The sequence below is a fragment of the Corynebacterium sphenisci DSM 44792 genome, from assembly GCF_001941505.1.
Classification (GTDB): domain Bacteria; phylum Actinomycetota; class Actinomycetes; order Mycobacteriales; family Mycobacteriaceae; genus Corynebacterium; species Corynebacterium sphenisci.
The window spans coordinates 1,980,264-2,006,531 of sequence record NZ_CP009248.1 but is presented as its reverse complement, the minus strand read 5'-3'; the positions used below and the strand labels follow the sequence as shown (position 1 = coordinate 2,006,531).

The window sequence follows — 26,268 nt, the reverse complement described above, 5'->3', positions numbered from 1 at the left end:
AGGCGGCTCAGCGCACCGCCACCCCGGGGCCGAGGTCGATGCCGAGCAGGTACCAGCAGACGAAGAAGGCGAACCAGCCGATGAGCATCGCCAGCGAGTAGGGGATGGTCAGCGACATCAGGGTGCCCACCCCGGAGGCCGGCCGGTACTTCTGCAGGAAGGTCAGCGCCAGCGCGAAATAGGGCGACATCGGGGTGATGATGTTCGTCGGCGAATCGCCGATCCGGAACAGCATCTGGGTGACCTCGGGGGCGATCCCGACGTACATGAGCATCGGCACCACCACCGGGGCCATCAGCGCCCACTGCGCCGACCCGGAGGTGATGAACAGGTTCAGCGCGGCGACCATGAGCACCAGGGCGGCGAAGAGCACCAGGGGCGGCAGGTCGGCGCGGGTGAGCAGCTCGGCGCCGCGGATCGCGGTCCACCGGCCCAGGTTCGACCAGTCGAAGTAGGCGGTGAACTGGGCCACCGCGAAGAACAGCACCAGCATGGTGGTCAGCGTGCCCATGCCGCGCTCCATGAAGGCGGGCACGTCCGCCGACCCGCGGATGGAGCCCACCCGCATCCCGTAGGCGATGCCCACGGCGGCGAAGAGGATCGCGATCGGCACCACGATGTCGGTGAGCAGCGGGGAGTTGAGGATCCCGTCGCCGGCCCCGCGCAGCGGGGAGCCGGGGATGAACAGCGCCGCCGACCAGGCGGCGAGCACCGCGGCCCCGGCCAGCGCCCCGGCGACCAGGCCGCGGCGCTCCACCGGGTCCAGGGCCAGCTCCTCGGCGAGCTCCTCGGCGGAGGCGGAGTCCCCGCCGGCCCGCGGGGCCTCCGGGGCCCCGCCCCCGCCCGCGGCGGCGTCCTCGCCGTTGCCGGGTTTGGTGAAGGCCGCGGCCTCGTAGTTGATCTCGTCATCGTGCATGGTGCGCGCGGCGTGGGCGGTGACGAAGAGCTCCGTGACCACGGTGATGATGATGGACAGCACGATCGCCGAGGCCATGGAGAAGAAGTAGTTCGACAGCGGGCTGACCACGTAGTCCGGGTCGACGAACCCGGCCGCGGAGGTGGAGATGCCGGCGAGCAGCACATCGGTGATGTTGAGCACCAGGGAGGAGTTGAACCCGGCGGAGGAGGCGGCGAAGGCGACCATCGCGCCGACCACCGGGTTGCGGCCCACCGAGCGGAACGCCGCCGCGCCCAGCGGGATCAGGATCACGTACACCGCGTCGGAGGCCACCGAGCCGGTGACCCCGGCCAGGGCGATGGCGAAGGTGAGCTGCCAGCCGCCGTGGATCCGGCCCACCGCGGCGCGGATCGCCGCGCCGATGAACCCGGAGTACTCGGCGACCGCGACGCCGAGCATGCACACCAGGATCAGGCCCAGCGGGGCGAAGGAGGTGAAGTTCTCCACCGCGTCGGTGATCATCCGGGAGGCGTATTCGGCGGTGAGCAGGCTCTCCACCCGGATCTCCTCGCCGCTGGCGGGATCGGTGGCGCTCATCCCGGCGGTGGCGCCGGCCCAGGAGGACGCGATCACCGCCAGCGCCAGGATGACGAAGAGCCAGAAGGGGTTGGGCAGCCGGTTGCCGATCCGCTCCAGGGCGGCGAGGACGCCGCCCGGCCGGTCGGCGGCTCCGCCGCGGGTGGCGGCGCCCGGATCGGCGCCGGTGGTGGTCGGGGTGTCGGTCATGGTCATCCTCGGCCGATAGGGGACAGGTACGCGGGGTTCACCAAAATAACGGGTTTCACCGCCGGGCGCGAGGTTTCGGCGGAAAAACCCCGCGCCCGCCCGCGACGGCCCGTGGCCGGGGCGGACCGCCCATGGCCGCCGCGCCGGGCCGCGGGCTAGGATGGGTCGGGTTATGGCGAAGAAGCGGAAGTCGAAGAAGGGCCGGGCGGCCGGGGCGAACCCGGTCATCGCGACCAATCGGCGCGCCCGGCACGACTACCACATCCTGGAGACCTGGGAGTGCGGCATCGTGCTCGTGGGCACCGAGATCAAGAGCCTGCGCGAGGGCCGGGCCAGCCTGGTCGACGCCTTCGCCACCGTCGACGAGGGCGAGGTGTGGCTGCGCGGGCTGCACATCCCGGAGTACTCGCACGGCTCCTGGACGAACCACGCCCCGCGGCGCAACCGCAAGCTGCTGCTGCACCGCCGGGAGATCGACTCCATCGCGGGCAAGGTCCGCGACGGCAACAACACCCTCATCCCGCTGTCGCTGTACTTCGTCAACGGCCGGCTGAAGGTGGAGCTGGCCCTGGCCCGCGGCAAGCAGGACTACGACAAGCGCCAGGACATCAAGCGCCGCACCGAGGAGCGCGAGATCACCCGGGACCTGGGCCGGCGGATCAAGGGCATCAAGGGCTGAGCGGCGCCAACCGCCGTTGACCCGGGGCCCGGCCCGCGCTATCCTGGGATATCCGCCGGGTAAACGCATGACCCGCCCGGCGGCGCACAAGGGGCCGATTCTGGTTTCGACTCCGTACAGCGAGCCAGGGGAAGCGTGCCGGTGCAGGCTGAGGACCACCGCAAGCGTCGCAGCAAACAATCAAGCGCCGAGAACACTCAGCGCGACTACGCCCTCGCTGCCTAAGCAGCGACCGCGTGTCTGTCAGACCGGGATGGCCCCCGTCCCGGACCCTGGCATCGACTAAGAGGGGCTCGCCAGCCCGGTTGGCCGCAAGGCCGGGCTGGGACACCTTCCTTGCGGCTGGGCCCGTCATCCGGACATGTTCGCCTGAGCCGGAGGGCCGAGCAGAGACCCCGCGCGAACTGCGCACGGAGAAGCCCTGGCGAGATGGCGGAGGACCCGGGTTCAATTCCCGGCGGCTCCACTGCTCCCCCCGACCCGGTCCCCGGGTCGGGGGTTTTCCCTGCATCCCGGTCTCAGGCGATGACCTCCCAGCCCGCCTCGGCGAGCTCCTCGAGGTGGGTGAAACGCATGTATTCCTCACCCAGGTCGGTCGGGCTGCCGGTGAGGATGCCCACCGGCAGCGCCGCCCCCGAGTTCGTGACCAGGAACACCGGGGAACCGGAATCGCCCTTGATGCTGAGCATCCGGTAGTCGTCGAAGGAACCGTTCCGGCGATGCCAGGGGCCGCAGCCCAGCCCCGTCTTCACCCCGACCTTGCACACGGTGGGCCGGTGCGCCCGCAGCCACGCCGCATCCCCCGGCACCGGGTCCGGGGCGACGTTGAGCACCGCGATGGTGCGCTCATAGGGGATGGCCGGATCGGTGATCCGGACCACCCCGATATCGCCGTGGGCGGCGGCGTCGCCCGGGTTGGCGTAACGGACGTGGCCGACCTCGATTTTCCGATCCCCGTGCAGGATCCCGATCCGGTCGCCCGGGTCGCCGCAGTGCCCGGCGGTGGCGAAGTCCAGCCCGGGATCCGCGTGGGAGAGCACCTGGAAGCCGAAGGTGCAGATGGTGCGCCCATCGGCCCGATCCAGGTTGTAGAACATGGTGCCCGGGGCGATGCTGCCGTAGTCGCGCAGGTCGACCTGGGGCTCCGCGGCGGCCGGCCCGGCGGGCAGGGCGAGCAGGGCCGCGGCCAGGGCCGCCGCGGCCGGGCGGCGGAGGCGGGCGGGGATCAGGCGGCGGATGCGGGTACGCGGGCGCATGGGGGCTCCTTCGGCGGGTCAGGGGACGAGCAGGTACCGGGCGGGTTCGCAGCCGTCGCGATCCAGGGCGACGATCTTCCAGGCCGGGGCATCCGATCCCCCGCCGAGGGGGAGGCGGGCCAGCCGGTAGCTGCGGGAGCATTCGCCGCGCCTCTGGTCGGTGGGGTCGGTGCTGTCCAGCAGCGTGTAGTCGGCGTCCATAATCATCCCGCCGGCGGTGGGCCGGAGCCCGGCGAGATGCGGATCGTGCAGCTCATAGGCGCCCACCGACCGGGAGGCGGTGTCCAGGATGGGCGCGAGCTCCGCGGGGCCGGCCACGTCGAAGCGGGCGGCGGTGGCCGCCAGGAAGGCCCGGTCGGCGAGCAGCCCGGCGGCCGGGTCGCCCTCGCGCAGCGCGGCCTGCAGCCGGTTGTAGATCCCGGTGGCGGTCTCCGCGTCGAGCTCCTCGGCGAGCTGCCCGGGCACCGGGGCGATCGCCGCGGCCGCCGGATCCGGCGTCATCTGCGCCGTATCCGCGACCGGATCCGGCGCCGCGGGCGGGGTCGCGCACCCGGCGGTCAGCGCGGTCAGGCCGGCGGCGAGCAGCGCGGCGGCGCCGCGCATGCGGTGCGGCGGGGTCGGGGCGGGGAGGGGCATCGCGGGATCTCCTGTCGGCGGCCCCGGCCCGGTGCCGGGGTCGCCGCTGGGACGCGCCGGGCGGCCCCGATGTTCCCCGCCGGCGCCGGGTCGTGGCCGGCTCAGCCGGCGTGGTCCGCCGCGGCCGGGGTGCACTCCCGGTAGGAGTCGGCGAGCGCGGCCAGGTCTTCGGTGGTGGCGGCGTCCGCCGGCCGCGGGATCCCGTCGCCGCCGACCAGCATCGGGGTCCACCGCGCGCCGGTGACCCGGGGCCGGTCCCGCTCGGCGGCGGGGGCGTCGCCGGCGGGGATCTCGACGTCCAGGGTGAGCACCCCGGTGTGCCCGGCCTCGCCGCGGTTGAGGTAGTAGACGAAGTTGCCGAGCCCGTAGTGCACGTAGGTGTCGCCCACCCAGCCGCGGCCGGCGACCCGGTGGTTGTGCGCGGAGATCACCGCGTCCGCCCCGGCGGCGGCGAGCGCGTCGACGGTGTCGATGAGGTGCTCCCCGGGGCAGTGCGTGCCCTCGACCCCGCCGTGCATCATCACCACCACCAGGTCGTGGGTGCCCTTCGCCGCGGTCACCGCCTCGGCGAGGCGCCGCCGGCCCTCCGCGGTGCGGGTCGCCGCGATGCCCGGGGTGGACGCCCCGGCGGTGTGGTGCTGCGTGGTCTCCTCGAGGAGGTCGTTGCCGGCGAGCAGCGCCACCCGGGCCCCGCCGGCGGTGAGGGTGACCGGGGCGTAGGCCTCCGCGGCATCCCGGCCGATCCCGGCCATCGGGATCGGCGAGTCCTCCCGGATCGCCAGGGTCTCCGCGAGGCCGGCGGCGCCGTGGTCGGCGGCGTGGTTGTTGGCCAGGCTCACCGCGTCCACCCCGGCGCCGGCGAGGGCGTCCAGGGCGCCGGGGCCGGTGCGGAAGGTGAAGGGCTTGCCGGGGATCGGCGCCCCGCCGCCGCGGGTGACCGCGGTCTCCAGGTTCACCACGGAGAGATCCGCCGCGCCCAGGGTGCCGGCGAGTTCGGCCAGCGAATCCGGGTCCTCGGCCAGGGGCGCGAGATGGGCCTCGAACATCACGTCCCCGCCGAAGGCCATGGTGAGGGCGCGCGCCGGGGCGGGATCGGCGGTGGCCGCCGCATCGGGCCCGCCGCCGGCGCAGCCGCCGAGGGCGAGCAGGCCCGCCGCGGCGGCGGCGAGGGCGCGGGGCGGGCGGCCGGGCGTCGGGGGCATGGCGGAATCCGGGGTGGCTCGGGCGATCGGGGATGCGCCGCGGGGGCGGGCCCCGGGGTGCGGGGCCCGCCCCCGGCGGGGCGCGGCGCGGCCTAGACCTGGCGGGCGATGATCTCGCCCATCGCCTTCGAGCCCTCGATGGTGGGGTGGAACTTCATGTTGTGGTTGCTCACCGTGTCGTAGACCCCGGAGACGTAGCGCTGCTCGGGGGCGGCGCACATGCCGTGGCCGGCGGTGAGCGGCTTCATGTCGATGAACCGGGCGCCGACCGCGGCCGCGGAGGTGGCCAGGGTGCCGCGCACGCCCTCCTCCAGGCCGGCGACGCCGGGCACGATGAGCGACAGCGGGGTGCCGGTGGTGTCCACCGGGCAGACCCGGTCGCCGTCGGCGATCTCCGGGTAGCCGACGATGATGATCTCGGCGCCGGGGGCGGCGGCGCGGACCTTCTCCGCGAAACCGCGCAGCTCGGCGGTGTAGGCCCGCGGCAGCGGGGACTGGCCGGCCACCCCGGTGACGGTGTCCGCCCACTGCAGGGTGTTCAGGGCGCCGTACATGAGGAAGACCTTCTGCGTGCCGCGGCCGAGGTGCCCGCGGGCGGTGGCGGCGTCGACGTGGTCGTAGAGGGTCTTCACCGGCAGCCGGCCGTCGCCGTTGCAGGAGTAGTCGGCCAGGCCGCGGTCGCCGACGCCGGCGGCGCGGGCGGCGACCCGGGGCCAGTTGTGGAAGTCCTGCTCGCAGCCGGGGGCGAAGCTGGGCACCGGGTGCCGCTCGGCGGCCCGGGGATCGTGCCCGGCGAAGATGGAGCTCGCCGGGATCACCGGGTTGGCGGCGTAGGAGTCGCCGAAGACCACCCACGGCGCGGCCGGGGCGCGGTCCCCGGCGGGGGCCGGGACGGGGGCGCCGGGCAGCGGCGGCAGCGCGGGCAGGGCCCCGGCGGCGGGGGCGGCCAGGGCCATCGCGGCGGCGGCCGCGGTCGCGGCGATGAGGCGGCGCAGCGGGGTGCGCGGGGTCTTCGGGGAGGTGGTCATCGGGGCGGCTCCGGGGGTCGTGCGGGAACCCGCCGGCGGTGGCCGGCGGCGCGGGTGACGGCCGGTTCCTCCGCCCGCTGTGACGCATGGGGCGAACTGTTACCGGTCCGTGACCGGTCATTGTAGGCGGTGCCCGAGTGGCCGCCGCAGCCGGTCCCCGGATGGGGGTGCCCGCGGGGGTGCGGGGCCGGGCTCAGTCGCCCCGGTGGTAGCGCACCGCGATCACGTCGGCGAAGACCCGGGAGCCGCGGTGGGTGAGGTGGTTGGTCATGTTGTACTGCGCCACGTCGGAGTCGAGCACCGCGGAGACCAGGCGCTCCCCGTCCGGGGCGCACATCCCGGCCCGGACGTGGGCGACGTCCTTCATGTCCACGAAATGGGCGCCCGCCGCGGCCGCGGCCGCGGCCTGCCGGTGCTGCAGCTGGGCCTCGGCGACGTGCACCGGGGCGGCGGGCACCTCCGGGGCGACGCCGGCGACGTTCACCGGGCAGGCGAAGTGCCGGTCGTCGCGGGAGGTCAGCTCCGGGTAACCGATGAGCTTCACCTGGGCCCGGGGCGCCCGGGCGCGGATGTCGCGGAGCGCGGCGACCACGGCCTCGTGGAAGGCGGCGTCCTGGGCGGGGGCGGGCGCCCAGCCGGCCTGGGCGGCGTCGTTGGCGCCGATGAAGACGGTGACCAGGCGAGTGGCGCCGTTGAGGTGCCCCGCGGCGGTGGCGGCCTCGATCTGGCCCCGCAGGGTCTTCTGCGGCTGGCTCGGCATGAAGGCGGTGGAGCCGTTGCAGGTGTGGTCGTGCAGCCGCAGGTTGAGGGTGCCGGCGAGCAGCCGGCCGACATTGCCGCGGCCCTGCGGGCAACCGCCCGCGCCGGGCACCTCGTCGCCGGGGCCGGGGTTGGCCGGGAAGGAGTCGCCGAAGGCGACGTAGCCGCCGGCCGGGGCCGCGCCGGCCGGCCCCGCCGGGGCGGCGACCAGGCCCGCGGCCGCGGCGACCGAGGCCAACGCGAGGGTCAGCGGGCGGCGGGTGCGGCGGGGCGTCGCGGGGGCGGGGTGGCGGGGTGCGGGGACCGGCATCGGGGCTCCTCGGGAATCGGCGCGCCGGGGCGCGCGATAACGGAAGGGTAACGACGACCTAGCCAACACCATTACTGTTTGAAATGCAAATCACAGCGATGGGCTCGGGTCCCGCGGCACCCGCCCCCCGGGGGTGCGGCTCAGTCCGCCCCGCCGCCGTCGAAGGTGGCGCGCAGCGCCGCGAGCACCCCGTCGGCGACCCCGGTGCCGTCGCGCAGCTCCACCCGGTCCTCGGCGAAGGGCCCGGCCTCGGCCAGCTCCGCCTCGGTGGGCCGCGGCTGGATGAGGGTCAGCTCCGGGCCCTCGGCGAGGACGGCGGAGATCAGCCGCGCCTGCCGGGCCAGGCCCTCGGGCACCCGGGCCCGGACCTCCTCCAGGCTGAGCCCGCCGATGGCCTCGCCGTCGGCGGGGTCGACCACCAGGATTTCCTGCACCAGCACCGCGCCGACCACCCCGGCCGGCCAGGTGGTGCGGGCCAGGAAGTCCGCCAGCTCCGGGGAGCCGCCCTCGACGCCGGCCGGCAGCGGCTCCTGGGTGACCAGGGCCAGCGGCGAGTCGTCGAGGGTGGCGTCCAGGGCCCGGGCGACCAGCTCCGCCGGCACCAGGGCGATGAGCTGCGGGGGCTCGTCCCAGCCGGCGGCGTGCACCAGCTCCACGGCCTCCAGGGCGGCCCGGTTGAGCGCCTGCGGGCTGCGCCAGGGCGCCGCCTGGGAATCCGACATCTTCGGTGACCTCCTCGTCGACGTGCCCGGCGGGGCCCCGGCCCGCCCCGCGGGCCGGGTGCGCGGATTGCCGCCGCGGCGCGGTTTTTCTTTAGAGTGGGGTCAACCCTAGGCCCGCCGCCGCCGGGCGGCGCAATCGCCGCCGCCGCGCGGCCGGGGCGTGTCCACCGGTATCCGCCCGCACCCGTCGCAGTCAGGAGATTCGCGTTGTCCGCAAGCGCAGCCCCCGCGGGGATGAAGGGTCGGGGCCGGCCCCGGCCGCTGGCCGTCGTGGCCGCGGTCCTCGCCGCCCTGCTCTTCGTCTTCCCCGTCCTCGTGTCCGTGTACACCGACTTCCAGTGGTTCGGGGAGGTCGGCTTCCGCGGGGTGTTCTCCACCGTGTGGCTGACCCGGATCCTGCTCTTCCTCATCGTCGGCGCCCTGGTCGGCGCGGTGGTGTTCCTCGCCCTGCTCGCCGCCTGGCGGACCCGGCCCCCGGAGGACCCGGCCCTGGACCCGCGCAGCCCGGTGGCCGCCTACCGGCGGCTCGCCGAGGCCGGCTCCCGCACCGCGCTGATCGGCCTGCCGGTGGCGATCGGCCTCTTCGGGGGCATGATCGGCCAGTCCGCCTGGCGGCAGGCCCAGCTCTTCCTCCACCGCCGCCCCTTCGGCGAGGTCGACCCGCAGTTCGGCAAGGACTACGGCTTCTACGCCTTCCAGCTGCCCTTCCTGCGCTTCACCGTGGGCACCCTGGTGCTCGCGGTGCTCATCGCCCTGGTGCTCTGCCTGCTCACCCATTACCTGCTCGGCGGGATCCGGGCGGGCAACCCGGCCACCGGGGAGAAGATGAGCGTCTCCGCCCCGGCCCGGGCCCAGCTGGCGGTGTGGGCCGGCGCCTTCATGCTGCTCAAGGCGGCCAGCTACTGGCTGGACCGCTACGACCTGCTGGGCAACCGGCAGGAGACCTTCACCGGCGCCTCCTACACCGACGTCAACGCGCTGCTGCCCGCCAAGATCGTGCTGCTGGTGATCGCGATGCTGGTCGCGGCGGCCTTCTTCGCCGCGATCTTCCTGCGCAACCTGGCCATCCCGGCGATGGCCACGGTGCTCATGCTGGTCTCCGCCCTGGTCATCGGGGTGGCCTGGCCGCTGATGGTGGAGAAGTTCTCCGTGGACCCGAACCGGGCCGCCAAGGAGCGCGAGTACATCTCCCGCAACATCGACGCCACCCGCTACTTCTACGGGCTGACCGAGGACAAGGTCACCGTGGAACGGGACTGGGGGGTCGCCCCCGAGCGGGAGGACGACGCCGCCTCCGCCGCGGAGGGCGCGAAGTCCATCGCCGCCGACGAGTCCACCATGTCGAATATCCGGATCCTGGATCCGGAGGTGCTGCCGGCGACCTTCACCCAGCAGCGCCAGCTGAAGAACTTTTACGGTTTCCCCGAGGTGCTCACCGTCGACCGCTACGAGATCGACGGGCGGATGCGCGACTTCGTGGTCGCCGCCCGGGAGCTCAACCCGCAGACCCTGCAGGGCAACCAGACCAACTGGATCAACCGGCACACCGTCTACACCCACGGCAACGGCTTCATCGCCGCCCCGGCGAACCGGGTCGACGAGGTCGCCACCGAGGCCGGCTCCGCCCGCGGCGGCTACCCCATCTACACGGTGGCGGACCTCTTCGAGTCCGAGGACCCCAACGGGATGAACCTGGAGCTGCAGCAGCCCCGCATCTACTACGGGCCGGTGATCGCCGACTCGGACGCGGACTACGCCATCGTCGGCGGCAACGGGTCCGGCTCGGACGTGGAGTACGACGCCGACGGCCGCAACTTCACCTACGACGGCTCCGGCGGGGTGGGCATCGGCAACCTCTTCGACCGGGCGGTGTACGCCACCCGCTACCAGGAGCTCAACATCCTGCTCACCGACCGGATCGGGCCGGAGTCGAAGATCATCTTCGAGCGCGACCCCCGGGACCGGGTGCAGAAGGTCGCCCCCTGGCTGACCACCGACACCCGCACCTACCCGGCGGTGATCGACGGCCGGATCAAGTGGATCGTGGACGGCTACACCACCCTGGCGGACATGCCCTACTCGCAGCGGATGAGCCTGCAGGAGACCACCACCGACTCGCAGAACCCGGACGGCACCCCGCGGCCGCTGCCGAACACCGAGGTCAGCTACATCCGCAACTCGGTGAAGGCGGTGGTCGACGCCTACGACGGCACCGTGGACCTCTACCAGTTCGACGAATCCGATCCGGTGCTCTCCGCCTGGATGGGCGTCTTCCCCGGGGTGGTCAAGCCGGCCAGCGCGATCACCGAGGATCTGCGGGAGCACTTCCGCTACCCGGAGGACCTGTTCAAGGTGCAGCGGGAGCTGATGGCGAAGTACCACGTCTCCGATCCGGGGGTGTTCTTCACCAACGACGCGTTCTGGTCGGTGCCCAATGACCCGACCGCCCCGGAGGAGAAGAAGCTCTCCCAGCCGCCGTACTACGTCGTCGCCGCCGACCCGCAGACCGGCAAGCCCAGCTTCCAGCTGATCTCGGCCTTCCGCGGCCTGGAGCGCGAGTTCCTCGCCGCGCACATGACCGCCTCCTCCGACCCGGACGACTACGGGCGGATCACCATCCGGGCGCTGCCCACGAACACCCAGACGATGGGCCCGAAGCAGGCGCAGGACACCATGATGTCCGCCGACGAGGTCGCCCAGGACCGCACCCTGCTGGAGGGCGCGAACGTGGTGACCAACGGCAACCTGCTCACCCTGCCCGTCGGCGACGGCGAGATCCTCTACGTGGAGCCGATCTACACCAAGCGCAAGGGCCAGGAGACGGCCTTCCCGAAACTGCTGCGGGTGCTGGTCAGCTATCGCGGCGAGGTCGGCTACGGGGCCACCGTGGCCGCCGCCCTCAAGCAGGTGGGCATCGATCCCTCGGCGGCCACCCGGGTCGCCGGCGACCCGGTCGACGGGGAGGAGGCCGAGGACGCCGAGGGCGCGGAAACCCCGGCCGCGGATGCGGGGGACTCCGGGGAGGCCGACCGGCAGGTCGACCCGGCCGCCCGGGATGCGGCGGTGAAGAAGATCAACGCCGCCCTGGACGCCCTCCAGGAGGCGCAGAAGAACGGCGACTTCGCCGCCCAGGGCAAGGCCCTGGCGGATCTGGACGCCGCGGTGGCGGAGTACCGCCGCGCCAACGGCCAGGAGTAGCCGCCGGGCGGATCCCGCCGACGGGGCCGGGGCGCGCACCCGCGCGCCCCGGCCCCGTCGCCGCATCCGGCCCCGCCGGCGGCGCGCCCGCCGCGGCCCGGGTCCCGCGGATCCTCGCTCTGAACTGGGGATTGGCCTTTTGCGGCGGAGGGCGTTAGAGTGGTGACTCGTTGGCCGCGAGGCCGGCACCCGCTGCGGGAGACCGCAGTCGACGCGGGGTGGAGCAGCTCGGTAGCTCGCTGGGCTCATAACCCAGAGGTCGTAGGTTCGAATCCTGCCCCCGCTACCACGTGAAAGGCGAAACCCCCGGACTCCGGTCCGGGGGTTTCGCCGTATCCGCGATCCCGGGCCCCGCCCCGCCCGCCCCGGGCCCGCGGGCCCCCCGCGGCGGGGTGGGGGAGGGGTCCGCCGGGGCGCCGGGGCGGAGGCCCGCCGGCGGCCCGGATCCGGCCCGGACGAGGCGGCGCGGGCCGGCCGCGGTCCCGGATCCGGGACCGCAGGATACCGCGTGGGGTATTCCGCACTGAATGGTTAAAGGTATTGACCTGCGCTAAGGCAATGGTAATGAACACTTGGCCGGATCGTTGCCGTCCTGTGACGGTAAATCCGGGGCACCTGCGTTATGGTGGGGTCAACGCCACAGAGTGAACGATAAATACTCAGTGGTTTGACAGAATCATCCGAAGATTAAGAGGAGCATTCGCCGCATGAGCGACAAGAAGAGCATCCGGGACCTGTTCGACGCCACCGCCTACGACAAGGCCGGCGACAAGCTGGGCGACGTCAAGGAGGTCTTCGTCGACGACCGCACCGGCCAGCCGACCTTCGTCGAGGTTGGGCACGGCCTGTTCGGCATGAGCAGCTCCCTGGTGCCGATGCGCGGGCACCGCCTCGAGGGCGACCAGCTGACCCTGGCCTTCGACAAGGACCGGATCAAGGACGCCCCCGACTTCGACGCCGACAAGGCGCTCACCCCGGAGGAGGAGCGGGAGATCTACGCCCACTACGGCGTGGACACCGCCGCCGAGGTGCAGGGCTACGACGCCGGCCGGGAGACCGCCCCGCGGCACGCCGCCGGCACCGAGGCCGCCGCGACCACCGGCGCCGCCGACCGCGGCGAGACCGTCTCCGATGACACCATGATCCGCTCCGAGGAGCGCCTCAACGTCTCCAAGGACCGCGTCGCCACCGAGACCGCCCGGCTGCGCAAGTACGTGGTCACCGACACCGAGACCGTGGAGGTCCCGGTGACCCGCGAGGAGGTGCGCCTGGAGCGCGAGCCGATCTCCGCCGAGGAGGCCGCCCGGATGAAGGACGCCGGCGAGATCGGGGAGGAGACCGCCGAGGTCACCCTGCACGAGGAGCGCGTCAACGTGGAGAAGGAGACCGTGCCGGTGGAGAAGGTGCGCCTGTCCAAGGAGCAGATCCAGGACACCGAGACCGTCTCCGGCGAGGTCCGCAAGGAGCGCTTCGAGACCGACGTCGACGGCGAGCGCAAGTAGCACCCGGCCTCCCCGCCGCGGCCGGACCGCTCACCCCGGACCGCGGCGGGGCCGCCGCCGCCAGGGCCCCCACCGCAGCACGGCTGCGGCGGGGGCCCTCGCGCCGTCCGGGCCCGCCCCCGGCGGCCCGGCGCTATCCTTGGCCGAATGGCAGCCCCCATCGACGCCCGCGCCGCCGCCAGCCGCGGCTGGATCCCGGAACTGACCTCGCTGCGCGCCGTCGCCGCCTTCGCCGTCTGCGTCACCCACGCCGCCTTCTGGACCGGCGGCTACACCGACGATCTCGCCGGCCGGCTGGCCGGCCGGATGGAGATCGGGGTCACCGTCTTCTTCGTGCTCTCCGGGTTCCTGCTCTTCCGGCCCTGGGTGGCCGCCCTCGCCGGGGCGGGCGCCGCACCCGGGGCGGCGCCCTCGGCCCGGCGCTACGCCCGGCACCGGGTGCGCCGGATCCTGCCCGGCTACTGGATCACGGTGCTCGCGGTGTACCTGCTGGACCTGCACCCGATCGACGTGGGCGGGCCGCATCCCGGGGGCGCGGCCTGGATCGACGCCGCCGAGACGGGGACGCCGATGGCCGCCGGCGGCTGGGCGGGGCTGCTGCGCACCCTGACCTTCACCCAGTCCGCCCAGGCCGGCTGGTTCCACGCGGGGCTCACCCAGATGTGGTCCATGGTCGTCGAGGTGGGCTTCTACCTGGTGCTGCCGCTGGTCGGGTGGGCCATCTGGCGGCTGCTCGGCGGGCGCTGGCGCCCGGTGGCGCTGGCCGGCTGCGTGGTCGCCTTCGGGCTCATCGGCCCGGCCTGGGCGGTGGCGGCGCACCGGGTGGAGGCGCTGCCCTTCATCGCCCGGCTGTGGCCGATGGGGTACTTCGACTGGTTCGCCGGGGGCATGGCCCTGGCGGTGGCCCGCCGGGCGGGCCTGCGCGCCCCGGCGCACCTGGCCTGGCCGCTGGCGGCCGCCGCGCTGGCGGTGGCCGTCACCCCGGTGGCCGGCCCGGCCACCCTGGTGCCCGAGGAGCTCGGCCAGGCGCTGGCGAAGAACCTCGTGTACCTGGTCTTCGCGGTGGCCCTGATCGCCCCGGCGGCGCTGGGCCCCGCCGCCGGCGCCCCGGCGGCGCGCGGGCTGGGCTGGCTGCGCCACCCCGCCCCGCATTGGCTGGGCGAGATCTCCTACGAGTTCTTCCTGGTGCACCTGGTGGTGCTGGAGCACGTCATGCCGATGCTGGGCTACGGCGCCTTCCAGGGCTCCTTCCTCGGCGCGCTCATCGTCACCACCGCGATCTCGGTGCCGCTGGCCTGGGCGCTGCGCCGGGTCACCGATCGGATCACCGCGCACCGGGGCCCGGCGAGCCCCTGGGCGGCGCCGCTGGGCGGCTGAGCCGGCCGGCGCGGGCGCGGATATGAGGGCGCGCCCGGGGGCTCCGGGCGCGCGGGGCGGGCGGGGCCTCAGGCGCGGATCCGGGCCCGGTCGGCGATGTCGCGCAGCCGCTCCCGGTCGACCTCCCCGGCGTACACGGCGCGCTGCAGCTTGTGCACCACCACCGGGCAGTTGCGGCAGCGCACCCGCTTCTGGCAGCACCGCGGCTTCGGGGTGGCCAGGGCCAGCTTCAGGCCCTCCAGCGGGGAGGAGCGGCGCGCCTCGGCGAGGTCGAGTGCGGAGCCGTAGCGCTCCAGCCGGCGCATGCGCTTGTCCTTGCCCATGGGGGGCAGGCTAGCCCACCCTTCGGCATATCCGCAAACACCGATATGCGAAATACGCCCGTAACATCGCCTGCTCGGCGGCGTTCGCCCAGGTGGAGAATATGCTTCACTACCCCCCGTCGGCCGCCCCCGCGGCACCCTCCGCGGCCGCCGCGCCGGTGCCGATCCGCGCCAGCACGGCGGCGTGCAGCAGCCCGTTGGTGGCCAGCGCGTCCCCGCCGGCCGGGCCGGGGGTGCCGTCCAGGGCGGTGAAGGCCCCGCCGGCCTCGGTGACCAGCACCGCCAGCGGCGCCAGATCCCACAGGCTCACCTCGGGTTCCGCGGCGACGTCCACCGCGCCCTCGGCGACCAGGCAGTAGGAGAGGAAGTCCCCGTAGCCGCGCAGCCGCCAGGCCTCGTCGGTGAGCGCGATGAGATCGTCCCGCAGGCCGCGGTCCCGCCAGCCGCTGAGCGAGGACACCGACACCGAGCAGTCCGCCACCTCGGCGACCCGGCTCACCGCCAGCCGGCGCCGGGCCCCGGCGAAGTCCAGGTGCGCCCCCGCCCCGGCGGCGGCCCACCAGCGCCGGCGCAGCGCCGGGGCGCTGACCACCCCGACCACCGGCTCCCCGTCCACCAGCAGGGCGATCAGGGTGGCCCACACCGGCACCCCGCGGACGAAGTTCTTCGTCCCGTCGATGGGGTCGAGCACCCACTGCCGGCCCGAGCCCGCGGTCGCGCCGCCGAACTCCTCGCCGAGCACCTCGTCCCCGGGCCGGGCCTCGGCGAGGGCGGCGCGCAGCCGGCGCTCGCAGGCCAGGTCGGCGTCGGAGACCGGGGTCAGATCCGGCTTGGCCGACACCGACAGGTCGGCGGCGCCGAAGCGGGCCATGGTCAGCTCATCGGCGAGGTCGGCGAGGTCGCGGGCGAGGGCGAGGTCGGCGGCGTAGTCGGTCATGGCCGGTAGTCTATCCGGCAGGCGCGCCACACCCCGGCCCGCCCGACGCCCGCCACCCAGGAAGATCCCGCCGCATGCTGCACGCCCTCTCCTACGCGTTCGTGGACTCGATCAACGTGCTGCTCATCGGGGTCGTGGTGGCCCTGGGCGTGCTCGCCCCGGCCGGGGTGTACCGGCGGGTCACCCCGCTGCTCATCGCCGGGGACTGGCTGGGCGTGCTGGTCCCGGCGGCGGCGGTGCTGCTGGTCTTCGACGGCCTCGGCGAGACGGTGCGCCGGCTCGTGGAGTCCCCCGCCTTCGGCATCCTGCTGGTGGCCACCGGGGTGCTCACCGGGGCGCTCACCCTGCGCGGCGGGGGCACGCCGCGGGTGCTGGACCGGATCCTGGCCCCGCTGCTGCGCCCCTCCATCCTCACCGTGGGCACCGGCTTCGCCCTCGGCGCGGTGCAGTCGTTGACCTCGGTGCCCTTCTTCGCGGGCCTGGCCGTGCTCTCCGCCGAGGGCCTGCCCGCGGCCACCCGCTACCTGGGGCTCATCGCCTACGCCTCGCTGGCGCTGAGCCTGCCCACCGCGGTGGCCGTCGCGGTGGGCGGAATCCGGCACCGGCCCGACTCCGCCGCCGGGCGGGTCTTCGCCGCGGCCCGGGCGAACCAGGCCGCGGTCGCCCGCGGCGCCGGCTACCTGGTCTCGGCGCTGCTCATCCTGATCGGCGGGCTGCAGCTCATCTGAGCGCCCGCGGTCCCCGCGGCGCGGGCGGGCCTAGTCGGCGCCGAGGATCCCGCCCAGGGTCCGCACCGTCGCCGGGGCGCCGGCGATCCGCCAGCCGCCGGCGAGGTCCCCGGCGCCCCCGGCCCCGGCGACCAGGGCGAACCCGGGCAGCCAGTCCCAGGGCGCCACCGAATGCTGGAACCAGGCGCCCAGCCGGCCCTCGGCGACCCCGGCGAGATCCAGCGAGGCCGAGCCGAGCACCCGCCAGGTGGCGAAGCGGCCGGTCGCCGTGGTCCAGCGCCGCGCCAGCGCCGCATCGGCGGCGCCGGCGCCGGGGCCGAAGTGGGTGCCGTGCAGGTAGGTCGCCGCGCACATCCGCTCCGGGGCCGCCGCGGCCACCCCGGGCAGCGCCCGGGTGCGCCGCACCCCGTCCGCCCCGGGCCGGCTGGTGACGGTGGGCGCGCCCGGGCCGCCCACCCAGCCGGCGTCGCCGGCGGCGCGGTGCACCGCGCCGAGCAGCAGCCGGTCCGGGTCCTCGGCGGGGCCCTCGACCAGGGCCACCGCCGAGCACCAGTAGTCGGAGCCGGCGGTGAAGTTGTAGGTGCCGTCGACCGGATCGACCACCCAGGTCCGCCCGGAGGCGGAGGCCTTCGCCGAGCCCTCCTCGCCGAGGATCCCGTCGGCCGGGCGCAGCCGGGCCAGGGCGGAGACCACCAGCTCCTCGGCGGCCCGGTCGGCGGCGGTGACCACGTCGGAGACGGAGGTCTTGTACTCGGTGTCCAGGCCATCCGCGCGCATCCGGGCGGCCAGCTCCGCGGCGGCGGCGACGACCGCGGCGGCCACCTCGGCGTCGTCGGCGGCCGGATCCAGGGCACGGAGGCGGGCGGCGTGCGGGTTGGGCTGATCCATGGCCCCCATTGTGCCCACCGCGGCCGCCGCCCGCCGCCGGGGCGGGGCCGCGGGGGCCGCTCCGGCGCCGCGCTAGAGTGGGGCCCGTGAATCCCGACGTGACCGCAGACCTCGCCGACCTCGACGTGACGCTGACCACCATCGAGAAGGTGGTGGATCCGGAGGAGCTCTCCGACCGGATCCGCGAGCTCGAGGCGCAGGCCTCCGATCCCTCCCTGTGGGATGACCCGGATCATGCCCAGACGGTGACCTCGGAGCTGTCCGCCAAGCAGGCCCAGCTGAAGAAGGTCCGCGCCCTGCGCGAGCGGCTCGGCGACCTGCCGGTGATGTACCAGCTCGCCGAGGAGGAGGGCGACGCCGACGCCGCGGAGCTCGCCGACGCCGAACGCGCCGAACTGCGCGCGGACATCGCCGCCCTGGAGGTGACCACCATGCTCAGCGGGGAGTACGACGCCCGCGAGGCGGTCATCAACATCCGGGCCGGCGCCGGCGGGGTGGACGCCGCCGACTTCGCGGAGATGCTCATGCGGATGTACGTGCGCTGGGCGGAGAAGCACGGGCACAAGGTCGACGTCTACGACACCTCCTACGCCGAGGAGGCGGGCCTGAAGTCCGCCACCTTCGTGGTGCACGGGGAGTACACCTACGGCACCCTGTCCGTGGAGCAGGGCACGCACCGGCTGGTCCGGCTGAGCCCCTTCGACAACCAGGGCCGCCGGCAGACCTCCTTCGCCGAGGTGGAGGTGCTGCCGGTGGTGGAGCAGACCGACTCCATCGAGGTGCCCGACTCCGAGATCAAGGTCGACGTGTACCGCTCCTCCGGGCCGGGCGGGCAGTCGGTGAACACCACCGACTCCGCGGTGCGGATCACCCACCTGCCCACCGGGATCGTGGTGACCTGCCAGAACGAGAAGTCCCAGCACCAGAACAAGGCCTCCGCGATGCGGGTGCTCGCCGCGAAGCTGCTGGAGCGCAAGCGCCAGGAGGAGCAGGCGGAGATGGACGCCCTCGGCGCCGGGGGCAACGCCTCCTGGGGCAACCAGATGCGCTCCTACGTGCTGCACCCGTACCAGATGGTCAAGGACCTGCGCACCGGCTACGAGGTGAACAACCCGGATGCGGTGCTCGGCGGGGATCTGGACGGTTTCCTGGAGGCCGGGATCCGCTGGCGGATGGACCAGCTGCAGGGCGAGGGCGACTGAGCCCGCGGGGGGTTCGGCGGGGCGCGCCGCCGGGGATGATGGGACATGCGGGGCGCCAGTGGCTAATGTGGCCCACGTGATCACCTTCGACCACGTGACCAAGAGCTACCGCACCTCGACCCGGCCCGCCCTCGACGACGTCTCCGTGGAGATCGGCAAGGGCGAGTTCGTCTTCCTGATCGGCCCCTCCGGGTCCGGGAAGTCGACCTTCCTGCGCCTGATGGTGCGCGAGGAGCGCGCCGACTCCGGCGTCATCACCGTCGCCGGGGAGGACCTCACCAAGCTCTCCGCCCGCAACGTGCCGAAGCTGCGCCGCCGGATCGGCTACGTCTTCCAGGACTTCCGGCTGCTGCCGAAGAAGAACGTGCACGACAACGTCGCCTTCGCGCTGCAGGTGATCGGCAAGGACCGCAAGACCATCGACCGGCTGGTCCCGGAGACCCTGGAGCTGGTCGGCCTCGACGGCAAGGCCAACCGGATGCCCCATGAGCTCTCCGGCGGGGAGCAGCAGCGGGTGGCCATCGCCCGGGCCTTCGTCAACCGGCCGCTGGTGCTGCTCGCCGACGAGCCCACCGGCAACCTGGACCCGGACACCTCCGGGGACATCATGCTGCTGCTGGACCGGATCAACCGCACCGGCACCACCGTGGTGATGTCCACCCACGACGACGACGCCGTCGACGCGATGCGCCGCCGGGTGATCGAGCTGTCCCTGGGCACACTCGTCCGCGATGACGCCACCGGCGTCTACGGCATCGGCCGCTGAGCCGCGAACCCGAGCAGGAGAGAAGCACATGAAGACCCGGTTCGTCCTCGGCGAGGCCCTCGCCGGCCTGCGCAAGAACCTCACCATGACCGTGGCGATGATCATCACCACCGCGATCTCGCTGGCCCTGCTGGCCTCCGGGCTGCTGGTCACCGACATGACCAAGCGGACCAAGGACATGTACCTCGACCGGGTGGAGGTGATGCTGGAGCTGGACGAGGAGGTCTCCGCCGGCGACGACGCCTGCACCACCGAGCCCTGCCGGGAGGTGCTCGACGCCCTCGACGGGGTCGCCGGCGTGGAATCGGCGACCTTCCGCAACCGGGAGGCCAACCACGCCCACTTCGTGGAGCTGTTCCAGGCCACCGATCCGGTGCTGGTGGAGAACACCACCGCCGATTCGCTGCCCGCCGTGGTGCTGGTGCGCCTGGCCGATCCCACGGACCTCTCCCCCCTGGCCGGGGTCCGGGAGCTGCCCCAGGTGGTGCACGTCACCGACCAGGCCGAGGACGTCGGCGAGGCCGTCGGCAACCTCGACTCGATCCGCAACGCCACCTTCGTGATCGCCGCGATCCAGGCCCTGGCCGCGGTGTTCCTGATCGCGAACATGGTGCAGATCGCCGCCTACTCCCGGCGCAAGGAGGTCGAGATCATGCTCATGGTCGGCGCCTCCCGGCTGTTCACCCAGGCGCCCTTCGTGCTCGAGGCGGTGATCGCGAGCCTGATCGGCGGGCTGCTCGCCATCGGCGGGCTGTTCCTGGGCAAGTCCGCGGTGGTGGACCCGGCCCTGGGCAACCTGTACCGGGCGCAGCTCATCGCCCCGGTGCAGGCCGCGGACATCTGGATCGTGGCCCCGGTGGTGATCGCGGTCGGGGTGATCTTCTCCGCGATCACCGCCCAGGTGACGCTGCGGCTCTACACCCGCCGCTGAGCCGGGGACCCGCGGGATCCGCCCCGGTGCGGCCGCGGCGACCTTGTAGCATTGCGATCATGAGCAAAGACGAGCCGACCCGGCCCCCGAAGCTGAACAAGAAGGCCTACGAGAAGGAGCTCAAGCGGCTCCAGGCCGAGCTGGTGGAGATGCAGCAGTGGGTCGTGGAGACCGGCGCCCGGATCGTGGTCATCATGGAGGGCCGCGACGCCGCCGGGAAGGGCTCCGCGATCAAGCGGATCACCCAGTACCTCAACCCCCGGTCCTGCCGGATCGAGGCGCTGCCGGCGCCGACCTCCCGGGAGCAGGGGCAGTGGTACTTCCAGCGCTACGTGGAGAAGCTGCCCGCGGCCGGCGAGATCGTCATCTTCGACCGCTCCTGGTACAACCGCGCCGGGGTGGAGCGGGTGATGGGCTTCTGCACCTCCCAGGAGTACCGCCGCTTCCTGCACCAGGCCCCGATCTTCGAGCGGCTGCTCGTCGAGGACGGGATCATGCTGCGCAAGTACTGGTTCTCCGTCTCCGACGAGGAGCAGGTGCGCCGCTTCGAGTCCCGCCGGGAGGATCCGCTGCGCCGCTGGAAGCTCTCCCCGATGGACCTGGAGTCGATCACCCGCTGGGAGGACTACTCCCGGGCCAAGGACGAGATGTTCATCCACACCGACATCCCCTCCGCACCCTGGTACACCGTCGAATCCGAGGACAAGAAGCGCTCCCGGATCAACGTGATCAACCACCTGCTGTCCACCATCCCCTACGAGCACATCGAGCGGGAGCTGCCGGAGATCCCGGAGCGGCCCGAATCGGAGGCGGCCTACGAGCGCCCGCCGCGCACCGAGTTCCGCTACGTGCCCGATGTCGCCGCCGGCCTGGAGAAGGGCCGGGACGACGACGCCGGCAAGGACAAGGCCAAGGTGAAGGCCAAGGGCAAGGGCAAGGCGAAGTCGAAGGGCAAGGCCAAGGGCGACTAGGCCCGGCGGGGCCGGGGGCGGGGGCGCCCCCGCGGCGGGAAAACGTGTCCTGTGTCACACTGGGGGCATGAGCGATACCGTGCACGCGACCGTCTCCGGGCTCTCCGGGCGGCTCACCCTGGACCGGCCGAAGGCCCTCAACTCCCTCGACACGGCGATGGTGCGCGCCATCGCCGGGGCCCTGGACCGCTGGCGCGAGGACGACGCCATCGCCCAGGTGATCCTCGACTCCGCGCATCCGAAGGCCTTCTGCGCCGGCGGCGACGTGCGCGCCGTGCGCGAGGCCCAGCTCGCCGGGGACTTCGCCTCCGGCGACGAGTTCTTCGCCGTGGAGTACCGGATGAACGCGGCCATCGCCGAGTTCCCCAAGCCCTACCTCGCCCTCATCGACGGCATCGCCATGGGCGGCGGCCTGGGGGTGAGCCTGCACGGCAGCCACCGGGTGGTCACCGAGCGGGCCAGCGCGGCGATGCCGGAGATGGCCATCGGCTTCGTCCCCGATGTCGGGGTGAGCCACCTCTCCCAGCGCACCCCGGTCGCCGGCGGGGCCGCCGACCCGGCGGTGGCCCGCTTCCTCGGGCTCACCGGCTACCGGCTGGACGCCGCGGAGCTGCTCTGGGCGGGCTGGGCCACCCACTACCTCGGCTCCGCGGACATCCCCGCCTTCCTGGACCGCGCCGACGCCGAGGGGGTGGACGCGGCCCTGGCCGAGTTCGCCCGGGATCCGGCGGAGGCCGGGGAGCCCGCCCTGGCCCGCTGGCGCGCCGACATCGACGCGGTCTTCGGCGCCGGGGACTACGCGGCCATCGAGGCCGCCCTGGACGCCCCGGACCGCGATCCGGGCTTCCGCGCCGAGGTCGGGCGGCTGCTCCGCCCCGCGGCGCCGACCTCCCTGGTCGCCGCCGTCGAGCTCTACCGGGCGAACCTGGACGTGGACCTGCGCACCGCCCTGGGCCATGAGCTGGTCATCGGCGGCCTGCTGCGCCGGCACCCCAATTTCGCCGAGGGGGTGCGCGCGGTGCTCGTGGACAAGGACCGCGCCCCCCGCTTCGACCCGGAGCGGGCCGCCTCGGTGGACCCGGCGCCCTATCGGGAGGCGCTCGCCGCGGCCGGCTGATCCCCCGACCCGCAACCGGCGGCCGGCCCGGCCGGCGGCCCCGGCGGCGCCGCCGGGGCGGCGGGGGCGGGCATGGCGTGCCGGCCGGCGGGGGCGCCGAAATCCTCCGCGATGGTCGCCGCCAGGCGCCGGTAGGCCAGCGCCGTCGCCGGCTGCAGCCGGCGCAGATCCAGATCCGCGCCGCGGGCGATATGCGGATCGAAGGGCACCGGATGCACCGCCCGGCAGCGGGCCCCGAACAGCTCGGCGAGCTGGTCGTCATCGACCCCGGTGGCCCGATCCGCGGTGCGGTTGACCACCACCACGGTGGCCGAGACCAGGTGCCGGTAGCCGTGCGCGGAGAGCCAGTCCAGGGTCGCCCACGCCGAGCGCGCCCCGTCCAGCGCCGGGGTGGCCACCAGCACCAGGCAGTTGGCGTGCGCGAGCACCGCGGACATCGCCGAATGCACCAGCCCGGTGCCGCAGTCGGTGAGGATCAGGTTGTAGTGGCTGCGCAGGATGGCCAGCGCCCGGGCGTAGTCCGCCGCGGAGAAGGCCTCGCTGACCGAGGGATCGCGTTCGCTGCCGAGCACCTCCAGCCGGGACGGCGCCTGGGTGGTGTAGGCGCGCACCTCCGCGTAGCGCCGGGTCGAAGGGGCGCGCAGCAGATCCCGCACCGTCGCCGGGTTCGGCTCCGGCACCCGATCGGCGAGGGTGCCCAGATCCGGGTTCGCGTCCACGGCGACCACCCGGTCGCCGCGGGCGGCGGCGAAGGTGGCGCCCAGGCCGATGGTGGTGGAGGTCTTGCCCACCCCGCCCTTCAGGCTGAGCAGCGCGATCCGGTAGTCCCCGGTGATGGGGGCGCCGATCCGCTCGGCCAGCTCCCGATCCCGGCGTTCCGCGGCCGATTCGCCCGGATCGATCCGGCCGCCGGTGGCCCGGTGCACCGCGGCCCGCCAGCCCCGGGTCGGCCGGGGCCGCTCGACCAGGCCCGCGGCCAGGTCCGCCACGGTCAGCGGGGTGCGCCCCGCCCCGGGTTCTCGCGTCATCGCCCCGTCCCCCTTCCTCGCCCCGTCCCCCCTCGGGACCGCGTGGCCGGCAGGCTACCGGCGCCGGCCCGGTCCCGCATCCGGTGCGCGCCGGCGGGGGAGGACCCCGGGGGGGGGAGCGGTCGCCGGGGCGGCTCAGGCGGGCAGCACCGCGGCGAGGATCACCACGGCGCTCACCGCCATCTCGGAGAGGCCGATGGTGCGCGGCCGCCAGGGGGTGCCGCGCCGGGCCGCCTCATGCGGCATCCACCAGGCCCGGCCGGCGACGAGCAGCGCGGCCACCGGCACCAGCCAGTGGATCCGGCCCGCCGCGGCGCCGGCCACCGCGGCGACCGCCGCGAGGGCGTGGAACACCAGCGAGAACATCAGCCAGCCGCGGTCCCCGCGCTCCCGGATGAGGGTCTTCACGTAGGGCACGGTGCCCAGGTAGTAGACGGTGAGCACCCCGGTGACCACGATCACCCGGGCGTCCAGGGGGTGCCCGCCGGCCCAGGCGGCCACCGGCAGCATCAGGCAGGCGGCGATCACCGTGGACCAGCCGGAGAGCAGCGAGCGCGGCCGGCGCCGCCAGGTCTCGTAGACGGCGATGGCGACCAGGGGCGCGTACACCGGCGCCCAGATGAGCAGCCGCCAGTTCAGCAGCAGGGTGAGCGCCCCGGCCACCGCGGTCGCCGACCCGTAGGCGACGACCGGGGGCCGGTTGGTCGCGCGGAAGCGGGAGCGCATCCAGATCCCGGCGGCGAAGAAGGCGAAGTAGCCCGCCCACCAGGTCGCCAGCAGCGGGATGTGGATCCAGGCCGGGGCGAAGAGGACCCCGAGCAGCACCGGGACGGTGACCATGAACCAGGCGCCGTGCTGATCCGGCACCCAGCCCTTGGCCCGGCGGCGCCTGCGCGGCCGCCCCTTCGCCCCCGTGGCGGCCCGGCCCGCCCGGCCCGTCCGGGCGCCCGCGGCGGGTGCCGCGGCCGCGGATCCGGTGTCGCGGGGATTCTCGGGGACGGGTGCGCTCTCGGCCATGAGTCCAGCCTAACCGCACCCGCCGATAAGGCGCCCCGGGGCTGCGCAATAGCCGCCCACGCGGGGCCGGCGGAACCGGTGCCGGGCGCGGTGCGGGGGTGCTAGCCTGGGCCCCACGTTCTCAGGGCGGGGTGGAATTCCCCACCGGCGGTGACGGCGACGCGGCCCCCATGGCCGCGGCGGCGGAGCCCGCGAGCGCCCGGCGGACCCGCCGCCCCGCAGCGGCCCGGGTCCGGCGGGGTCAGCAGACCAGGTGCGATTCCTGGGCCGACGGTGACAGTCCGGATGGAAGAGAACCCCGCGTCCCGTGACGCGCGGCCCGCCCCCGCCGGCGACCCCGGCGGGGGAGGCCCGCCGCCGCGGCGCCCGGGTGCCCCGGAGGACCACGACGACGACCCCGGCACCCGGGAGGGACAAGTGGACCTTTTCATCGGACTCCTCGACGCGCGGCTGAGCATCGGCGGCACGACGATCCTCTGGCGCGAGATCATCGGCAACGCCTTCGGGCTGGCCTGCGCCTACGGCGGCATGCGGCGGGTGGTGTGGGCCTGGCCGGTGGGCATCGTCGGCAACGCCCTGCTGTTCACCGTCTTCCTCGGCGGGGTGTTCCACACCCCCCAGGACCTCGACCTCTACGGCCAGGCCGGCCGGCAGGTGATGTTCATCGCGGTGAGCCTCTACGGCTGGTGGCGCTGGGCGCGCACCCGGGCCGCCGGCCGCCGGGAGGCCGCCGGGGTGGACCCCTCCCGTTCGGTGGTCGCCGCGGTGCGGCCGCGCTGGGCCACCGGCCGGCAGCGGGCGGCGATGGCGGCGTTCTGGGTGGCCGGCACCGTCGCCTGCGCCTGGGCGTTCACCGCCCTGGGCTCCTGGGGGCCGTGGGCGGACGCCTGGATCTTCACCGGCTCGATGCTGGCGACCTGGGGGATGGCCCGCGGGCTCACCGAGTTCTGGCTGGTCTGGATCGGGGTGGACATCGTCGGGGTGCCGCTGCTGCTCGCCGGCGGCTACTACCCCTCGGCGGTGCTCTACCTGGTCTACGCCGGGTTCGTGATCTGGGGCTTCGTCACCTGGTTGCGGGCCGGGCGCGCGGAGCCGGCCGCGCCCGCGCCCGCCCCGGCGCGGGTGGGTTCCTGAGCCCCGGGCGGGCTCAGCGGCCCAGCAGGTCGAGCAGCCGGTTGACCGTGACGACCACCCCGGCCTCGGCATTGGCCGGGGCGACGTAGTCCGCGGCGGCGAGGATCTCCGGGTGCGCGTTGGCCATGGCGAAGGAGAGCTCCCCCTCGGCCATCATCTCCAGGTCGTTGAGGTAGTCGCCGAACACCGCCACCGCGGACCTGGGCACGCCCAGCCGGTCGCGCAGCGCCGCCACCGCGGTGCCCTTGGTGCGGGCCGGGTCCATCATGTCCACCCAGTGCGCCCCGGAGACCACGGTGCGCAGGGTCGCCGGGGCGGCCGCGGCGAGCGTCGGCAGCGCCCGGGCCTCGGCGTCCACCGGCTCGTAGGCGGCGAGCTTCACCACGTCCCCGGCGAGGGCGTGCAGATCGGCGACCACGGCGTGGTTGCGGTAGTACTTCGCCAGTTCCGCGGCCATCCCCTCGGGCAGCCGCTCGGCGTAGGCGCGGTCGGCGTGGCAGCGCACCAGGGTGATGTCCGCCCCGGCGGCGTTGGCGGCGCGCACCGCGTCGATGATCGCGGCCACCGCCGCCGGGTCGATCGCCGCGGAGTCCACCACGGCGCCGTGGTGGGCGACGACGTTGCCGTTCTCCGCGATGTAGGTGTGCACCGGCACCGGGGCATCGTCGAACATGTGCCGCAGGGTGGCCAGCTGGCGGCCGCTGGCGGGCACGAACACCACGCCGGCGGCGTGCATCCGGTGCAGCAGGGCGGTGAAGCCGGCCGGGGTGTCGCCGGCGTCGTCGAGCAGGGTGCCGTCCATGTCGGCGACGACCAGGCGCAGGTCCTCGGGGTGCTCCGGGTACCGGGGATCGGGTCGGGTCATGGCGGCGG

Annotated in this window: 24 protein-coding genes, 1 tRNA gene and 1 other RNA gene; 13 read left to right on the top strand and 13 right to left on the bottom strand. The window is 74.2% G+C overall.

Going from position 1 to position 26,268, the window contains the following annotated elements:
* Positions 1-7 precede the first annotated feature (7 nt).
* Complete coding sequence (locus tag CSPHI_RS09080; protein WP_245803303.1) at positions 8-1,684, bottom strand: AbgT family transporter; 1,677 nt, start codon at positions 1,682-1,684, stop codon at positions 8-10.
* Positions 1,685-1,856: 172 nt separating this feature from the next.
* Between CSPHI_RS09080 and smpB the strand changes: the two genes are divergently transcribed.
* A complete protein-coding gene (gene smpB, locus CSPHI_RS09075) occupies positions 1,857-2,363 on the top strand; it encodes an SsrA-binding protein SmpB (RefSeq protein ID WP_075692680.1) in 507 nt (168 codons plus the stop codon).
* A gap of 90 nt (positions 2,364-2,453) precedes the next feature.
* Positions 2,454-2,832: a transfer-messenger RNA gene (gene ssrA, locus CSPHI_RS09070) on the top strand.
* Positions 2,833-2,881: 49 nt separating this feature from the next.
* On the opposite strand, the gene CSPHI_RS09065 is transcribed toward ssrA, so the two are convergent.
* The 6 genes from CSPHI_RS09065 to CSPHI_RS09040 form a co-directional block, all read right to left on the bottom strand.
* On the bottom strand, positions 2,882-3,619 hold the full coding sequence (locus tag CSPHI_RS09065; protein WP_075692678.1) for a chymotrypsin family serine protease: 738 nt from the start codon (positions 3,617-3,619) through the stop codon (positions 2,882-2,884).
* An 18-nt stretch (positions 3,620-3,637) separates the two neighbouring features.
* A complete protein-coding gene (locus CSPHI_RS09060) occupies positions 3,638-4,255 on the bottom strand; it encodes a hypothetical protein (RefSeq protein ID WP_075692676.1) in 618 nt (205 codons plus the stop codon).
* 101 nt (positions 4,256-4,356) lie between these two features.
* Positions 4,357-5,457: a CapA family protein gene (locus CSPHI_RS09055; protein ID WP_245803302.1), complete on the bottom strand. Its 1,101-nt coding sequence runs from the start codon at positions 5,455-5,457 to the stop codon at positions 4,357-4,359.
* Positions 5,458-5,549: 92 nt separating this feature from the next.
* Positions 5,550-6,485, bottom strand: a complete 936-nt coding sequence (locus CSPHI_RS09050) for a GDSL-type esterase/lipase family protein (protein WP_075692674.1) — start codon at positions 6,483-6,485, stop codon at positions 5,550-5,552.
* A 193-nt stretch (positions 6,486-6,678) separates the two neighbouring features.
* Positions 6,679-7,554 (bottom strand): GDSL-type esterase/lipase family protein, encoded by an 876-nt coding sequence (locus CSPHI_RS09045; RefSeq protein ID WP_084210344.1) that lies wholly within the window; start codon positions 7,552-7,554, stop codon positions 6,679-6,681.
* A gap of 140 nt (positions 7,555-7,694) precedes the next feature.
* Entirely contained in the window at positions 7,695-8,276 is a 582-nt protein-coding gene (locus tag CSPHI_RS09040; RefSeq protein WP_075692672.1) for a PPA1309 family protein, read from the bottom strand.
* A 234-nt stretch (positions 8,277-8,510) separates the two neighbouring features.
* Here CSPHI_RS09040 and CSPHI_RS09035 point away from each other — a divergent pair, with 234 nt between their 5' ends.
* From CSPHI_RS09035 to CSPHI_RS09020, 4 genes are all read left to right on the top strand, one after another.
* Positions 8,511-11,474, top strand: a complete 2,964-nt coding sequence (locus CSPHI_RS09035) for a UPF0182 family protein (RefSeq protein WP_075692670.1) — start codon at positions 8,511-8,513, stop codon at positions 11,472-11,474.
* A gap of 212 nt (positions 11,475-11,686) precedes the next feature.
* Positions 11,687-11,763 (top strand) — tRNA-Met (locus CSPHI_RS09030).
* 418 nt (positions 11,764-12,181) lie between these two features.
* Positions 12,182-12,976 (top strand): PRC and DUF2382 domain-containing protein, encoded by a 795-nt coding sequence (locus tag CSPHI_RS09025; protein WP_075692668.1) that lies wholly within the window; start codon positions 12,182-12,184, stop codon positions 12,974-12,976.
* Between the two features lie 147 nt (positions 12,977-13,123).
* Positions 13,124-14,353 (top strand): acyltransferase family protein, encoded by a 1,230-nt coding sequence (locus CSPHI_RS09020; RefSeq protein WP_075692667.1) that lies wholly within the window; start codon positions 13,124-13,126, stop codon positions 14,351-14,353.
* A 68-nt stretch (positions 14,354-14,421) separates the two neighbouring features.
* Here the strand turns inward: CSPHI_RS09020 and CSPHI_RS09015 are convergent, their stop codons facing one another.
* Together CSPHI_RS09015 and hisN are read right to left on the bottom strand one after the other, a co-directional pair.
* Complete coding sequence (locus CSPHI_RS09015; protein ID WP_075692665.1) at positions 14,422-14,676, bottom strand: hypothetical protein; 255 nt, start codon at positions 14,674-14,676, stop codon at positions 14,422-14,424.
* A gap of 109 nt (positions 14,677-14,785) precedes the next feature.
* Positions 14,786-15,613, bottom strand: coding sequence for a histidinol-phosphatase (gene hisN / locus CSPHI_RS09010; RefSeq protein ID WP_075692663.1), 828 nt, complete (start codon positions 15,611-15,613; stop codon positions 14,786-14,788).
* Between the two features lie 74 nt (positions 15,614-15,687).
* Between hisN and CSPHI_RS09005 the strand changes: the two genes are divergently transcribed.
* Positions 15,688-16,341, top strand: coding sequence for a hypothetical protein (locus CSPHI_RS09005; protein WP_075692661.1), 654 nt, complete (start codon positions 15,688-15,690; stop codon positions 16,339-16,341).
* Positions 16,342-16,371: 30 nt separating this feature from the next.
* Here the strand turns inward: CSPHI_RS09005 and CSPHI_RS09000 are convergent, their stop codons facing one another.
* Positions 16,372-17,229, bottom strand: coding sequence for an inositol monophosphatase family protein (locus tag CSPHI_RS09000; RefSeq protein ID WP_075692659.1), 858 nt, complete (start codon positions 17,227-17,229; stop codon positions 16,372-16,374).
* Between the two features lie 86 nt (positions 17,230-17,315).
* On the opposite strand from CSPHI_RS09000, the gene prfB reads away from it, so the two are divergent.
* From prfB to CSPHI_RS08975, 5 genes are all read left to right on the top strand, one after another.
* Positions 17,316-18,431, top strand: coding sequence for a peptide chain release factor 2 (prfB, locus tag CSPHI_RS08995; RefSeq protein ID WP_075692658.1), 1,116 nt, complete (start codon positions 17,316-17,318; stop codon positions 18,429-18,431).
* 76 nt (positions 18,432-18,507) lie between these two features.
* Positions 18,508-19,197: a cell division ATP-binding protein FtsE gene (gene ftsE, locus CSPHI_RS08990; protein WP_075693954.1), complete on the top strand. Its 690-nt coding sequence runs from the start codon at positions 18,508-18,510 to the stop codon at positions 19,195-19,197.
* Between the two features lie 28 nt (positions 19,198-19,225).
* Positions 19,226-20,128: a permease-like cell division protein FtsX gene (gene ftsX, locus CSPHI_RS08985; protein ID WP_075692656.1), complete on the top strand. Its 903-nt coding sequence runs from the start codon at positions 19,226-19,228 to the stop codon at positions 20,126-20,128.
* Between the two features lie 59 nt (positions 20,129-20,187).
* Positions 20,188-21,099: a polyphosphate kinase 2 gene (ppk2, locus tag CSPHI_RS08980; RefSeq protein ID WP_075692654.1), complete on the top strand. Its 912-nt coding sequence runs from the start codon at positions 20,188-20,190 to the stop codon at positions 21,097-21,099.
* Between the two features lie 67 nt (positions 21,100-21,166).
* On the top strand, positions 21,167-22,216 hold the full coding sequence (locus tag CSPHI_RS08975; RefSeq protein WP_075692652.1) for a 3-hydroxyisobutyryl-CoA hydrolase: 1,050 nt from the start codon (positions 21,167-21,169) through the stop codon (positions 22,214-22,216).
* On the opposite strand, the gene CSPHI_RS08970 is transcribed toward CSPHI_RS08975, so the two are convergent.
* A complete protein-coding gene (locus CSPHI_RS08970) occupies positions 22,186-23,244 on the bottom strand; it encodes a MinD/ParA family ATP-binding protein (RefSeq protein ID WP_075692650.1) in 1,059 nt (352 codons plus the stop codon). The two genes, CSPHI_RS08975 and CSPHI_RS08970, sit on opposite strands and share 31 nt — an antisense overlap.
* A 135-nt stretch (positions 23,245-23,379) precedes the next feature.
* Complete coding sequence (locus CSPHI_RS08965) at positions 23,380-24,261, bottom strand: YwiC-like family protein (RefSeq protein ID WP_084210343.1); 882 nt, start codon at positions 24,259-24,261, stop codon at positions 23,380-23,382.
* Between the two features lie 417 nt (positions 24,262-24,678).
* Between CSPHI_RS08965 and CSPHI_RS08960 the strand changes: the two genes are divergently transcribed.
* Complete coding sequence (locus CSPHI_RS08960) at positions 24,679-25,395, top strand: nicotinamide mononucleotide transporter family protein (RefSeq protein WP_075692648.1); 717 nt, start codon at positions 24,679-24,681, stop codon at positions 25,393-25,395.
* A 13-nt stretch (positions 25,396-25,408) separates the two neighbouring features.
* Here CSPHI_RS08960 and CSPHI_RS08955 read toward each other — a convergent pair whose 3' ends face one another.
* Complete coding sequence (locus tag CSPHI_RS08955) at positions 25,409-26,260, bottom strand: HAD-IIB family hydrolase (RefSeq protein ID WP_075692646.1); 852 nt, start codon at positions 26,258-26,260, stop codon at positions 25,409-25,411.
* Positions 26,261-26,268: the final 8 nt, after the last annotated feature.

Coding starts and splice junctions, on each gene's coding strand:
- CSPHI_RS09055 (WP_245803302.1), bottom strand. CDS start 5,457: ATGCCCCCGACGCCCGGCCGCCCGCCCCGCGCCCTCGCCGCCGCCGCG.
- hisN (WP_075692663.1), bottom strand. CDS start 15,613: ATGACCGACTACGCCGCCGACCTCGCCCTCGCCCGCGACCTCGCCGAC.
- CSPHI_RS08965 (WP_084210343.1), bottom strand. CDS start 24,261: ATGGCCGAGAGCGCACCCGTCCCCGAGAATCCCCGCGACACCGGATCC.
- CSPHI_RS08970 (WP_075692650.1), bottom strand. CDS start 23,244: ATGACGCGAGAACCCGGGGCGGGGCGCACCCCGCTGACCGTGGCGGAC.
- ftsX (WP_075692656.1), top strand. CDS start 19,226: ATGAAGACCCGGTTCGTCCTCGGCGAGGCCCTCGCCGGCCTGCGCAAG.
- CSPHI_RS08955 (WP_075692646.1), bottom strand. CDS start 26,260: ATGACCCGACCCGATCCCCGGTACCCGGAGCACCCCGAGGACCTGCGC.
- CSPHI_RS09080 (WP_245803303.1), bottom strand. CDS start 1,684: ATGACCGACACCCCGACCACCACCGGCGCCGATCCGGGCGCCGCCACC.
- CSPHI_RS09020 (WP_075692667.1), top strand. CDS start 13,124: ATGGCAGCCCCCATCGACGCCCGCGCCGCCGCCAGCCGCGGCTGGATC.
- CSPHI_RS09045 (WP_084210344.1), bottom strand. CDS start 7,554: ATGCCGGTCCCCGCACCCCGCCACCCCGCCCCCGCGACGCCCCGCCGC.
- CSPHI_RS09000 (WP_075692659.1), bottom strand. CDS start 17,229: ATGGATCAGCCCAACCCGCACGCCGCCCGCCTCCGTGCCCTGGATCCG.
- CSPHI_RS09040 (WP_075692672.1), bottom strand. CDS start 8,276: ATGTCGGATTCCCAGGCGGCGCCCTGGCGCAGCCCGCAGGCGCTCAAC.
- CSPHI_RS09065 (WP_075692678.1), bottom strand. CDS start 3,619: ATGCGCCCGCGTACCCGCATCCGCCGCCTGATCCCCGCCCGCCTCCGC.
- CSPHI_RS09035 (WP_075692670.1), top strand. CDS start 8,511: ATGAAGGGTCGGGGCCGGCCCCGGCCGCTGGCCGTCGTGGCCGCGGTC.
- smpB (WP_075692680.1), top strand. CDS start 1,857: ATGGCGAAGAAGCGGAAGTCGAAGAAGGGCCGGGCGGCCGGGGCGAAC.
- ppk2 (WP_075692654.1), top strand. CDS start 20,188: ATGAGCAAAGACGAGCCGACCCGGCCCCCGAAGCTGAACAAGAAGGCC.
- CSPHI_RS09060 (WP_075692676.1), bottom strand. CDS start 4,255: ATGCCCCTCCCCGCCCCGACCCCGCCGCACCGCATGCGCGGCGCCGCC.
- CSPHI_RS08975 (WP_075692652.1), top strand. CDS start 21,167: ATGAGCGATACCGTGCACGCGACCGTCTCCGGGCTCTCCGGGCGGCTC.
- CSPHI_RS09005 (WP_075692661.1), top strand. CDS start 15,688: ATGCTGCACGCCCTCTCCTACGCGTTCGTGGACTCGATCAACGTGCTG.
- CSPHI_RS09015 (WP_075692665.1), bottom strand. CDS start 14,676: ATGGGCAAGGACAAGCGCATGCGCCGGCTGGAGCGCTACGGCTCCGCA.
- CSPHI_RS09025 (WP_075692668.1), top strand. CDS start 12,182: ATGAGCGACAAGAAGAGCATCCGGGACCTGTTCGACGCCACCGCCTAC.
- CSPHI_RS09050 (WP_075692674.1), bottom strand. CDS start 6,485: ATGACCACCTCCCCGAAGACCCCGCGCACCCCGCTGCGCCGCCTCATC.